This is a genomic window from Virgibacillus sp. M23 (genome assembly GCF_034190895.1).
GTDB classification, from domain to species: domain Bacteria; phylum Bacillota; class Bacilli; order Bacillales; family Amphibacillaceae; genus Virgibacillus; species Virgibacillus salarius.
This window is the reverse complement of sequence record NZ_JAWDHA010000090.1, coordinates 1-11,938: the sequence shown is the minus strand read 5'-3', so window position 1 is coordinate 11,938 and position 11,938 is coordinate 1. Positions and strand designations below refer to the sequence as shown.

General features: G+C 38.2%; 12 protein-coding genes and 1 pseudogene. 11 read left to right on the top strand and 2 right to left on the bottom strand.

What is annotated here, in order from left to right:
• The 8 genes and pseudogenes from RVS70_RS20525 to RVS70_RS20490 all read left to right on the top strand — a co-directional run.
• Nucleotides 1-293 (top strand): annotated as a pseudogene (locus RVS70_RS20525) (ABC transporter ATP-binding protein); the annotation flags it as partial.
• A complete protein-coding gene (locus RVS70_RS20520; RefSeq protein ID WP_121604002.1) occupies nucleotides 293-1,225 on the top strand; it encodes an ABC transporter ATP-binding protein in 933 nt (310 codons plus the stop codon). The pseudogene RVS70_RS20525 and the gene RVS70_RS20520, both read left to right, overlap by 1 nt.
• A 442-nt stretch (nucleotides 1,226-1,667) precedes the next feature.
• On the top strand, nucleotides 1,668-2,840 hold the full coding sequence (locus RVS70_RS20515; RefSeq protein WP_121604001.1) for an alanine racemase: 1,173 nt from the start codon (nucleotides 1,668-1,670) through the stop codon (nucleotides 2,838-2,840).
• The gene (locus RVS70_RS20510; RefSeq protein ID WP_051388390.1) at nucleotides 2,840-4,168 is read left to right on the top strand and encodes a D-arabinono-1,4-lactone oxidase; all 1,329 of its coding nucleotides are present in this window, start codon (nucleotides 2,840-2,842) and stop codon (nucleotides 4,166-4,168) included. The genes RVS70_RS20515 and RVS70_RS20510 overlap by 1 nt, the downstream gene beginning before the upstream one ends.
• 93 nt (nucleotides 4,169-4,261) lie before the next feature.
• Entirely contained in the window at nucleotides 4,262-4,693 is a 432-nt protein-coding gene (locus RVS70_RS20505) for a hypothetical protein (protein ID WP_321134664.1), read from the top strand.
• 65 nt (nucleotides 4,694-4,758) lie between these two features.
• Nucleotides 4,759-5,388, top strand: coding sequence for a lysozyme family protein (locus tag RVS70_RS20500; protein WP_026682259.1), 630 nt, complete (start codon nucleotides 4,759-4,761; stop codon nucleotides 5,386-5,388).
• Nucleotides 5,389-5,542: 154 nt separating this feature from the next.
• Nucleotides 5,543-5,923 carry a RidA family protein gene (locus RVS70_RS20495; protein WP_205389148.1) on the top strand — a complete coding sequence of 127 codons (381 nt, stop codon included), beginning with the start codon at nucleotides 5,543-5,545 and terminating at the stop codon, nucleotides 5,921-5,923.
• Between the two features lie 12 nt (nucleotides 5,924-5,935).
• A complete protein-coding gene (locus RVS70_RS20490; RefSeq protein ID WP_026682257.1) occupies nucleotides 5,936-7,105 on the top strand; it encodes an iron-containing alcohol dehydrogenase in 1,170 nt (389 codons plus the stop codon).
• A gap of 68 nt (nucleotides 7,106-7,173) precedes the next feature.
• Here RVS70_RS20490 and RVS70_RS20485 read toward each other — a convergent pair whose 3' ends face one another.
• Together RVS70_RS20485 and RVS70_RS20480 are read right to left on the bottom strand one after the other, a co-directional pair.
• Entirely contained in the window at nucleotides 7,174-7,419 is a 246-nt protein-coding gene (locus RVS70_RS20485) for a DUF1450 domain-containing protein (protein WP_026682256.1), read from the bottom strand.
• 163 nt (nucleotides 7,420-7,582) lie between these two features.
• Nucleotides 7,583-8,836, bottom strand: coding sequence for an MFS transporter (locus RVS70_RS20480; protein WP_034679416.1), 1,254 nt, complete (start codon nucleotides 8,834-8,836; stop codon nucleotides 7,583-7,585).
• A 261-nt stretch (nucleotides 8,837-9,097) separates the two neighbouring features.
• On the opposite strand from RVS70_RS20480, the gene RVS70_RS20475 reads away from it, so the two are divergent.
• From RVS70_RS20475 to RVS70_RS20465, 3 genes are all read left to right on the top strand, one after another.
• The gene (locus RVS70_RS20475; protein ID WP_026682254.1) at nucleotides 9,098-10,027 is read left to right on the top strand and encodes a DUF1002 domain-containing protein; all 930 of its coding nucleotides are present in this window, start codon (nucleotides 9,098-9,100) and stop codon (nucleotides 10,025-10,027) included.
• 463 nt (nucleotides 10,028-10,490) lie between these two features.
• Nucleotides 10,491-10,688 (top strand): hypothetical protein, encoded by a 198-nt coding sequence (locus tag RVS70_RS20470; protein ID WP_121603995.1) that lies wholly within the window; start codon nucleotides 10,491-10,493, stop codon nucleotides 10,686-10,688.
• 335 nt (nucleotides 10,689-11,023) lie between these two features.
• Nucleotides 11,024-11,791, top strand: a complete 768-nt coding sequence (locus RVS70_RS20465; protein WP_026682253.1) for a 3D domain-containing protein — start codon at nucleotides 11,024-11,026, stop codon at nucleotides 11,789-11,791.
• Nucleotides 11,792-11,938 lie beyond the last annotated feature (147 nt).

Below are 11,938 nucleotides of genomic sequence, written 5' to 3'. Positions count from 1 at the left end.
GGCTACTAGGTTCGATGCCAACGCTGGACAGTGATGAAGAGGAATTATTTGCGATTCCTGGAAGTCCACCGGATATGCTGAATCCTCCAAAGGGCGATGCCTTTGCCCCACGTAATGAATTTGCATTAGAAATTGACACCGTCATGGAGCCGCCGATGTTTAAGGTATCTGACACACACTATGCAGCGACATGGCTACTCCATGAGGACGCACCGAAAATCGAGCCGCCAGCATCGGTAAAACGGAGAATGCAGGGATTTGCGAGTACGGCTAGTAAGGACGGTGAAGCTTGATGGAGCAAGAAAAATTACTAGAAGTAAAAAACCTAAAGAAACATTTTAGAGCTGGGCGGAAGAAAATCATTACGGCTGTCGATGGTATCTCTTTCGATATTTATAAAGGGGAGACCTTTGGATTAGTAGGCGAATCTGGCTGTGGAAAGTCGACAACGGGAAGAACAATCATTCGTTTATATGAGGCCACAAGTGGTCAAGTACTGTTTAATAACGAGGATGTACATGGGAAGAAGTCGAAGAAGGATCTGCTTAAATTTAATCGAAAAATGCAGATGATTTTTCAGGATCCATCCTCATCGTTAAACCCGCGTATGACAGTTATGGATATTATAGCGGAAGGCTTGGATGTCCATCATCTCGTAAATAACGAGGCAGAACGGAAGGCGAGAGTAGAAGAATTACTACAGGTGGTAGGCTTGAACAAAGAGCATGCGAGCCGCTTTCCTCATGAGTTTAGTGGTGGGCAGCGTCAACGGATTGGTATCGCGCGAGCACTTGCCGTAGAGCCAGAATTAATCATTGCCGATGAGCCCATTTCGGCACTGGATGTTTCTATTCAAGCACAGGTTGTCAATCTATTGAAAAAGCTACAGCGTGATCAAGGGCTAACGTATCTGTTTATTGCCCATGATTTATCGATGGTAAAATATATTAGTGATCGAATTGGCGTTATGTATTTTGGGAATATGGTGGAGCTAGCAGACAGTGAAGAGCTCTATAATAATCCGATTCATCCATATACGAAATCATTGTTATCCGCTATTCCACTGCCAGATCCGAATTATGAACGAGGTCGTCAGCGTACAGCATATGATCCATCCGTTCATGATAAAAGTGAAGAACCAGAGTTTCGTGAAGTGAAACCTGGACATTGGGTGCGTTGTACGACAAAAGAATTAGAGCAGTATAGGAAAGATTTAGGGCTATAAATATTTGGAAGAAAAGCCTTTTATATAATAAGCTATGTGAAAGCAGTGCTGTTTGGTGGCTGCTTACGAAAAGGGAGTATATTCCATTGATATGACAGTTTTTGGAGATAGTCCGATATAGGAATTCTGCTATCAATTGATAGCAGAATTTTTTTGGTTTTTGTCTAGAAAATTACATATGGATGAATATGGGCGTGTTGAGTCGCGTCCAGCTCCAGCGCCCAGAAACTAGGCGACTTCACGAATCGTACTAATCTAAGTCATCACCGAATCGCTAGTACACCGTTCACTCCAGTCGCTTGGTTTCTAATCGGGCGCTTGCGCTTTTTATTCTTCCAGATAATGTGGGTTTTATCCCTGGATTACTGCCAAAGTTGTTAGTTTATTATTAGCTTGCACTTTAGTTTTCATTAAAGGATACTAGAATAAAGGTGGTGATGTCATGTTCACAAAAGAGCTACTCGAGCGGGAGCCACATCCTGGTTTGGTGCTTGATCTAGCTGCGTTAGATAAAAACTGCGATATAATTTCTGAAAAGTCAAATAACAAAAAGGTGAGGATTGCTACGAAATCGATCCGTTCGATTCCAGTCATCGAGAGAATATTAGCGAATAGTTCCGTATTTCAAGGATTAATGTGTTTTAGTCCAAAAGAAGCATTATTTCTGTATGAATATGGTTTTCGTGATATTTTACTAGGCTATCCGGTTTGGGATGCTTCCCTGCTTGCAAAAATTGCAAAGATTAATAAATCGGGTGGGAAAATTATTTGTATGGTAGATCAGCGTGAACAGATTGTGTTTTTACAATCCATTGCTAAACAGTATGATGGACTCATTTATACCTGTCTTGATATCGATATGAGTACTAATTTCTTTGGCTTTCATTTTGGCGTCCGTCGTTCGCCATTACGTGATGTAACGAGTGTAATAGAGATAGCACATGTTATTTCCAAACAATCCCATCTAAAGTTGACTGGTGTAATGGGTTATGAAGCGCAGCTTGCTGGTGTGCCTGATCAACTACCCAAGCAATGGGTATTGAACAAAGCTGTAACAGTATTAAAGAAAAAATCAGTGGCAAAGATAGCCGATAGAAGAAAGGCGATAATCAATGCTTTAACAAATGAAGGATTCTCTCTTGAAATTGTCAATGGGGGTGGGACAGGTAGTTTGGTAACAACTTCTAACGAAAGAGTTGTAACAGAGGTAACCGTTGGATCTGGTTTTTATGCACCATTGTTATTTGATTATTATAAGCAGCCGATCGGAACGAATCCTTCTCTTTTCTTTACATTACCGATTGTACGGCAACCTGAACAACAAATCTATACTTGTTTAGGAGGGGGATATGTGGCTTCCGGAAGCCCAGGGGTGGATAAGTTACCGCAACCAGTTTTTCCTGAGGGTAGCAAACTCATTTCGGTCGAGGGTACGGGTGAGGTGCAGACACCTGTGTTTATTCCAGTACCAATGCATTTAGGGGATTATGTTGTTTTTCGTGCTGCTAAAGCTGGTGAAATATGTGAACGATTTACGAATATAGCTTGTATAACAAATGGAAAAGTTGTGGACCATTATAAAACATATCGTGGAGAAGGGATGTGCTTCTTTTAATGAAGGAAACTAGAGAATGGAAAAATTGGTCTGAAACTGCTCATTGTAAGCCTAGAGAAGTGTTATTTCCAACATCAGCAGAAGAGGTATGTGACTATGTAAATATGGCAAGAAAGGAACAACGGCGGATACGAGTTGTTGGAGCAGGGCATTCATTTACCGAAATTGCTGTCAGTGAAGATTACTTAATGTCATTAGACCATTTAACTGGAGTGACGCATTTAGATAAGGAATTGAACACGGCTACTATCCTTGCAGGTACACGCCTTCATGAATTGTCAAAGCAATTAGCAGCTGAGGGCTATTCTCAGGAAAACTTAGGAGATATTAACGTGCAGAGTATCGCAGGAGCAATATCTACAGGTACACATGGCACCGGAATTAAATTTGGTAATTTAGCTACACAGGTGTTGAGCTTCACGCTTGTAACTGCAAAAGGAGAAACTCTAACTATAGCAAAAGAGCAAGATGAAACGTTATTTCATGCAGGGGTCATTTCTTTAGGTTTGTTGGGTGTTATCGTAGAAATTACCATCAGCGTGATACCTGCACCTACTTACAAACTTACGAGCAGTAAATATAAGTTTAGAGACTTATTAGAACAATTACCTACATTAATAGAGCAAAATCGTCATTTTGAATGCTTTTTATTTCCTTACTCTGATCTCGTCCAAATAAAGACAATGAACCTCTCAGAACAAGCTCCCCAGTCCTTACGAAAGCATCGAATGGAAGCATTAATAGTAGAGAATCACCTATTTAAGCTTCTATCAGAAACCGTTAGACTATTCCCTTCCACAAGTCGATCGATCAGTCGATTATCAGCAAAGGCAATTGGTTCATCAACTATTCATGGAAAAAGCTTTGATTTATTTGCAACGGAACGACGAGTGCGATTTCGTGAAATGGAGTACAGTATTCCTCTAGAAAACGTAAAAGTAGCTCTAATTGCGATACGTGAAAAAGTAGAAACTGCCAGATATCAGGTTCATTTTCCAATTGAGGTAAGAATGGTCAAACAAGATCAGTTTTGGCTCAGTCCTGCTTATAAGCGTAATTCTGCATATATCGCTTTTCATATGTATAAGGGGATGCCCTATGAGAATTATTTCGGTGATATGGAAAAGCTACTTCAAAATTATCAAGGGAGACCACATTGGGGGAAAATGCATAAGCTGAATCTCTCAAAATTGAAGGCGCTTTACCCGAAGTTGGATGAATTTCTAAATATTAGAAAGCAGCTAGATCCTACTGGTCTTTTTTTAAATGATTATGTTGTCGATTTATTTGCGTTGCAAGCAATGGGCGATGAAGCTAGTATCTTTTGATCTAGTAATAGATTTGTTAATATAACTAAAGTAAGGTAATCTAGGAATAGAGTTTTTGATCAAGCATGTAATGGGATAAAGGAGAAGCTGGAGATGAAATTATCAAAGCTTGCCGTAATAGGTCTTGTAGCTGGTGTTATGCTTGGTGGAATATTAAAACTGATACAAATTACAACCTCTAAGCAAGTTTATACACTCTTATTAAATATAGAGTCCATTCCTATTATAAAGGAATGGACTCTAAATGAGCTAGAAGAGTTTTCCCTGCATCTAATCGTATCTATTATTCTCGTTCCAATCTTATATGTTGTGTTGAACAAGTTTGGTCGACAAAATCAACTGATAGCTTATGTAATATCTGGTAGCATGATTGGATTGCTATTATATACAACAACAGTAATGTCATCCCGTACCCCTGATATAACGGATGGGATGGCATTTTTCTACTGGATGATCAGTCATATGATGTTTGGAGCAATTGCTGGAGCATTTGTGATTTTAGGAAAGAAAAACAGTAAAGAATGAAGCATGTTTGACAATGAAGGTAAGATATAGTTATTTAAAGATCGTATATAAAGGAATAGATGCATATGAAACGCAATAAGAAAATAAAAACAGCTATAAAACGAACCATCTTCCTAGCTTTTCTACTGTTCTCCCTATTTATTGGAATTTCGCTATTAGCTTATCAAGAACAGGCAGAAAATTCATCACCTACTTCCTCCTCTCCGATCATTAGTGAGGAAGTTAAAGCGTATCGGCCAGTTGTTGAAAAATATGCGAAACAGTATGATGTGTCGCAACATATTGATACATTATTAGCAATGATGATGCAGGAATCTGGCGGAAGAGGAGATGACCCTATGCAATCATCCGAAAGCTATTGTGGTGAACGTGGGTGTATCCAAGATCCAGAGCTCTCTATTAAACAGGGAGTCTATTATTTTTCACAAACATTAAAAGAGGCAAACGGAGATTTGCTTGTAGCAGTTCAATCCTATAATTTTGGAAAAGGGTTTATTAATTATATGAAGAAGCATTCCGATCAATTTTCTCAAGAAGCTGCCATCATATTTTCTCAGGAAATGTATGCAAATGATCCGGATAAGGAGAAGTACCGATGTCTTCGCGATGGAGCTGAAGAATTAGGAGCTTGCTATGGAGATATTTATTATGTGAAATCAGTTATGGCATATAAAGACAAATTAGCAGAAGAGTAGAATCGAACATGTTATGATGATAAAGTAAAACTTCAATTAGTTAGTGATTTGTCTATCCCCTACTTATCCATATTGGCTTCACTTTATTGCTTAAAGTGGGAGTATTACTGCCAGTTATATGCGGGGTGAAAAGAAATAAAAGGAGGAATGTAACATGGTGAAGGCGATTCATACCGAACAAGCACCAGCTGCACTAGGACCGTATTCGCAAGCAATTGAAGCAGGTGATTTCCTTTATGTGTCTGGACAAATAGGAATTGACCCGATCAGCGGCAACGTTGTTAATGGAATTGAGGGTCAAACAAAACAAGTTTTAGAAAATATTAAAGCAATTTTACAGGAAGCAGGCACGGATTTTTCTAAAGCAGTAAAATTTACGATTTACTTAAAATCGATGACAGACTTTGCAACAATCAACGAGATTTACGGTAGTTACCTTACAGAACCCTATCCTGCAAGAGCTACGATTGAGGTAAGTAAATTACCTAAAGATGTACTCGTTGAAATGGATGTTACTGTATATACGAAAGCATAGGAGGTTAAAACAGTGGAGAACTTCACATACCATAATCCGACAAAATTAATCTTTGGAAAAGGCCAACTGGATAAACTTCCTGAGGAGATACAGCCGTATGGAAAAAAGGTACTTATCGTTTATGGAGGCGGAAGTATAAAGCGTAACGGCATTTATGATAATGTTTTAACTAAGCTAAATGAGTTTCACGCAGAAGTATATGAATTAGCAGGGGTAGAACCTAATCCGCGAATCTCTACTGTACGTAAAGGTGTAGCGATTTGTAAAAAAGAAGGCATCGATTTTCTTTTAGCTATTGGGGGCGGAAGTACGATTGATTGTACTAAAGCAATTGCTGCAGGTGCAAAAACAGATGTAGATATGTGGGACATTGTGACGAAGAAGGAGCAAGCGCTTGATGCACTTCCATTCGGTACCATCCTAACCTTAGCAGCTACCGGTTCTGAAATGAATCGTGGTTCTGTTATTACCAATTGGGAAACGAATGAAAAGCATGGGTGGGGTTCTCCATATACAAATCCAATATTTTCCATCCTTGATCCAACGCACACGTTCTCAGTTCCGAGAAATCAAACCATTTACGGTATCGTAGATATGATGTCACATGTGTTGGAACATTATTTCCACCAAACAGGGAATACGCCAATACAAGACCGTTTCTGCGAATCTATCTTACTTACGGTAATAGAAACAGCACCAAAGCTATTAAATGATTTAACAAATTATGAGTTCCGTGAGACGATCATGTTAAGCGGTACATTAGCATTGAATGATATGCTAAGCATGGGGTTTCGAGGTGACTGGGCAACACATAACCTAGAGCACGCAGTATCCGCAGTACATGACATCCCTCATGGTGGTGGGTTAGCAATATTATTCCCTAATTGGATGAAGCATGTACTGGACGAAACAAACGAAGCGCGTTTTAAACAACTAGCTATTCGTGTGTTTGCGGTAGACCCTACAGATAAAACAGATCGTGACATCGCCTTAGAGGGGATTGAAAGGTTACGCGCTTTTTGGAGTGGAATTGGTGCGCCTTCTAGCCTAGCCGATTATTCGATTGATGCAAGCTCTGTAGAAGAAATGGCTGAGAAAACAGTCATTGCTAAGCCCAGATACGGCAACTTTAAGGAATTAACCAAACAAGATTCGATTGAAATTTTCCAAGCAAGTCTTTAAGTAGTTAATTATAACAAATAATGACATATTTCCCGGGAAATGATTAAATAAAAAGAAGAACTGGCCGCTTATTCATACACAGCCAGTTCTTCTTTTATTACTGCTCTAATTTTGTCTAAACACTCTTCAGGTGTGTTTCCGAAAATGCGTTTATTGTTCACGAGTGCATAAGGTTTAACTCTACAAAGCCCGCAAAAAGATAAACATTCATTCATGAGTACAGCTACCTCAGGAAATTCCTTCTCAAGAATCTCTTCTATATTAATGGAAGTGATTGCATTTCCGTCACAGACCTCTACTACGACTATTCCCACTGCTATCACTTTCTTTCTATTTGATACTAGTCCCTTCAAAGGAAGGGGCTCTGTTAGTTTTAGCATATTCTAACAGATAAATCAATTTCTTTAGCCTAACATGGGATTAGGAGCACAGATTTTCCTAATTCTATCATGACATATATTTACGAAACTTATTTCGTTATGATCTGTGTGTAGATAGTGAATGAGAATCATTTTGGCTATACTCATATTTAAACCAGCATACAAGCATGATAACACCGCTCAGAAGTAATAATGCACTTGTTACCACGAAGACTGCAGAAAAACCAAAAAACCCTGCCAGAGCACCCCCAAGTGCTGGACCGATAATATTCCCCAAAAAACGGAGGCTTGTGTTATAACCAAGTACTTCTCCTTGCATAGAAAGGGGAGCTTTTTGGCGAATATACGCGATACGTAAAGGGATAATCCCACCGATGGATATTCCAAGTAAAAACCTTAATATTACGAGTTGCCAAATCGACGTAACAAAGGCACCGGGAAGATATACAATGCCTGCCATAAATAACAGAAAGATAAGAACCTTTATATATCCAATTTTGTCACCAATTTTACCCCATTTTCTAGTCATTAATAAATTTCCAAGTCCAGCTGCTGAAAAGGCGATACCAGCAAACAATGCTATGTTTTCTGGGCCATGTATATCTGCAACAAATAATGATAAGATCGGTTGAATGCTAAAATGCGCGACTTGTACTAACGTTGAAATTAGCATAACAACAAGTAACACGGGTTGATTCACGATGTGTTGGATAACCTGTTTTCTTGTGTATGTGCGGTAATCATTCGCGTCATCCGAAAGCTTTGTTTTTACTTCTTTAACACCGAGTAAAACGATGATGCCAGAAATGAAAACAGTAACAGAAACCCACTTAAACGTGTTGGCATAACCAAAAGTATCAGCAAGTGTTCCGCCAAGTAAAGGTCCCATAAGCGTTCCGGTAATGCTTCCTGTTTGCAGCGTACCTAATACTCTTCCGGCAATATGTTTTGGAGTCTGTGTGGAAATAAAGGCTTGTGACATCGGAATAAATCCAGTTGCTACTCCCATAAATAAACGGAGTAAAAATAGCTGCCATACGGAAGTGGCAAATCCCATTAATAAAATGGAGATACCAATTCCAACCGCGGAGAAAATTAAAATCTTCTTTCTACCATATTTGTCTCCAATCCTGCCCCAGATCGGAGAAAAAATAAATGCCGTTACAAAGGTTATTGCAAATATCCATCCTGACCAATTCTGTACATATGAATCTGAGAAATTACCCATTGTTTCAATATATAAAGAAATAAATGGAAGTACCATTGTCATACTTCCGGCAATAAAAAAGTTAGCAAACCACATGATTGCTAAGTTTCGCTTTACTATAGGATGATTATCAATGATGGTCATGCCCTTCTTTCCTAATTATTTCGTTACCCTAAATATATAGGAGATGCTACATAAAGAAAAATAATTTGCTTACTAGTTAAGTCTTCATTAATATATGACTAAAATCTATATAGTAGTTGTAGACGTATTATCTACATCGCAAGCCTTATTTTTTATAAGAATGATACCCATATTATTTGAAAACAGGTATAATGGGTGCATAATGTTATTTGGAAATAAATAAATATAGGATAAATTAGTACACATAAAAGGAGAACAAAAATGTTAAAACGTCAATTAAAAAAATTTTTAATAGGGATGCTGATTGTTGGACTAGTACTTGGAATAAGTTTGCCTGTACAAGCGGACAATGGAGCTAGTGATACAGAAAGTATAAATGAAAAGTTAGGCTCACCAATCGTTGTTTATGGGGCTCAATTAAATAAGAATCAGCGAACCGAGGTTCGAAAATTATTAAACATCAAAGAGGCAGATAATGTAGAAGAATTTGATGTCTCCGGGCAAGATGGTGCCAAATATATTAATGGTGATCCAAATTCGAACATGTATTCCAGTGCAAAAATTACCCGTCAGGAAGAAGGAAACGGCTTAACAATTAATATTGTTACTCCAGATAACATTACAGAAGTTACGAAAGAAATGTATGCGAACGCCCTGCTGACCGCGGGAGTAGAAAATGCTACTGTGGACGTTGCTTCACCTGTTAAAGTTAGTGGACATTCTGCATTAACGGGTATATATAAGGCTTATGATGTTAAAGGAGAGCAACTAGATAAAGAACGTATGGAGCTAGCAAACGACGAATTGGATGTCGCTACAGACCTCGCAAAAAAAGAAGGCATGAGTCAGGAAAAGGTTAGTGAATTACTAACCGAAATTAAACAGACAATTGCTGAACAAAACCCTGCTACGAAAGAGGATGTTGAGCGTATTGTACAAGAACAGCTTGACAAGCTAGAGATATCTCTTAGTGAAGCAGATAAGCAAATGCTGATTGATTTATTTGAAAAGATGCGAGACTTAAATATTGATTTTGATAAAGTTAAAAATCAATTAGAAGATATTGCATCGACGATTAAGGATAAGGCAAATGAGCTTGGGTTGGACGAGGGATTTTGGGAGAAAGTAGCAAACTTCTTTAGTGAATTATTCCAAGCATTGAGCAACTTTTTTAAAGGATTATTTAATTAACGAATAGCCAAAAACATAGATCTTCCCTCAAGCTGTCGAGAAATTTTTCTCGGCAGTTTTTATTTCTTTTAAAAGGGGATATCATTCCAGTTGATAAGACAAACAGGTATTATTTTCTGCCAATAAAAATGGTTTGTTTCTCTATAAGCTACGATCTAGTTAAAAAAGAGGTTTTTTTTATAAGTTAAGAAAGTATAAAATCAGTGCAATGACTGCGTTAAGCCAAGTAGTTATTTTGAAATGTTTGATATATATTGGCAATGCTCCAACTAATTACTTCGCTTTCGGCGGGCACGGCCTCAACTAACTTTGCAAAGAAGAACACGTTGCAAAGTGGATTTTCGGCTCGTGCTAATCCCGGAGGATCCTACGTAATTAGCCTCCGCTATGAGAAGATGCAACAATTCTTGTCATAAGTAATAGTTGACTTTTTTTACAATGGGTAAAGTGAAAATCGCTATCCGTGAGTATAAAAGCAGCTGTGTTGCTTCATGCTAGCGTTGTAGAGCCTGATAATAGCGAAGGCTTGCCACTTCAACTCCTGTGGGAAATGTTTGACCTGAAGATCCACTTTTTTGAGCGGGTTTTGCTAAAAAAGTTAGCTGAAGGACAAACCCCACGGAAAGGGAAGTGGGCAGCCGGAGTGGTGGTCAAGCAGTAGCTATTATTCCATAATAGCTACTAGAGGGAGCGTAAATCTGAGCATTTAGTGATAAGGAATGAGCGAATTTTGCTCCGTTTTTTTTATCCTATATACAACTGACAGTAAGGCTCCCACTGATAGAAGTTTCACTTTATTACAAAATCCCATAAATGATGACTATTGAAATACAAAATACTAGATTCACAGAACTTTTATCACAAATCTATTACATTTGTAATAAATAGCGCTAGATTTGGTAATGCTTGTAATGGAGTCTTAAACGACTTGTAACTGCATTGCCTATACCCCTATGGTACGATAGGCAATGTCAGAAATTTAAGGAGGGACTACGAATGAAAAAACTTGTGGCTTCATTCGCTACGGGCATCATTATTGCTGGCGCTGCTGTTACTTCTGTATCAGCGGAAGAATACGAAGTAAAAAAAGGGGACAATCTCTGGGATATTGCAGATGAATATAATACAACAGTTGAAGACTTGGTTGAAATTAATGAATTAAAATCAACAACTATTCAACCAAAACAAACATTATTTATAAATGATAAATATACAGTTGAAAAAGGAGATACATTGATTGATATTTCAAAAGAATACGATGTATCTATAGAAGATCTTAAAGAATGGAATGACCTGAAATCAGACATCATCGTTATTGGACAAGAATTAACGATTAAAGGTGTTAATGTTTCACAAGAAGATAAGCCAGTAGCAAAAGTAGAGCAAAAGTCAGCAGATTCAAACGAGAAAAAAGAAGAAGTAAGTGAAAATACACAGAAGAACGAATCTAAATCACAGAATGACAATCCAGAAGGAAAAACCATTTCTGTTACAGCAACGGCGTATACTGCAGATTGTGGTGGTTGCTCTGGAGTAACATCAACAGGAGTTGACCTGAATGCAAATCCAAATGCAAAAGTAATCGCTGTTGATCCAAATGTGATTCCACTCGGTTCAGAAGTATATGTTGAAGGCTATGGCTATGCAACTGCAGCCGATGTGGGTGGTGCTATCAAAGGTAATAAAATAGATGTTCACGTACCATCAAAAAGCGCAGCCATGAATTGGGGCGTAAAAACAGTTAATGTCACTATCGTAAAATAATTGAAGATAATTTAAAAAATGGGGCTGGGACATAACTAGCCCTTATGAAGTTAAAAAAGATTCCAGTTATCAAAAAATGATAGCTGGAATCTTTTTTGTTATAATTTAGGCTTGTATTTTGCCTGAAGGCGGTGTACTTTCTTAAAT

What these genes read in the sequence shown, in the direction of transcription:
- RVS70_RS20480 (WP_034679416.1), bottom strand. Translation starts at nt 8,836, where the DNA reads ATGACCATCATTGATAATCATCCTATAGTAAAGCGAAACTTAGCAATC.
- RVS70_RS20465 (WP_026682253.1), top strand. Translation starts at nt 11,024, where the DNA reads ATGAAAAAACTTGTGGCTTCATTCGCTACGGGCATCATTATTGCTGGC.
- RVS70_RS20495 (WP_205389148.1), top strand. Translation starts at nt 5,543, where the DNA reads ATGGTGAAGGCGATTCATACCGAACAAGCACCAGCTGCACTAGGACCG.
- RVS70_RS20505 (WP_321134664.1), top strand. Translation starts at nt 4,262, where the DNA reads ATGAAATTATCAAAGCTTGCCGTAATAGGTCTTGTAGCTGGTGTTATG.
- RVS70_RS20515 (WP_121604001.1), top strand. Translation starts at nt 1,668, where the DNA reads ATGTTCACAAAAGAGCTACTCGAGCGGGAGCCACATCCTGGTTTGGTG.
- RVS70_RS20520 (WP_121604002.1), top strand. Translation starts at nt 293, where the DNA reads ATGGAGCAAGAAAAATTACTAGAAGTAAAAAACCTAAAGAAACATTTT.
- RVS70_RS20500 (WP_026682259.1), top strand. Translation starts at nt 4,759, where the DNA reads ATGAAACGCAATAAGAAAATAAAAACAGCTATAAAACGAACCATCTTC.
- RVS70_RS20510 (WP_051388390.1), top strand. Translation starts at nt 2,840, where the DNA reads ATGAAGGAAACTAGAGAATGGAAAAATTGGTCTGAAACTGCTCATTGT.
- RVS70_RS20475 (WP_026682254.1), top strand. Translation starts at nt 9,098, where the DNA reads ATGTTAAAACGTCAATTAAAAAAATTTTTAATAGGGATGCTGATTGTT.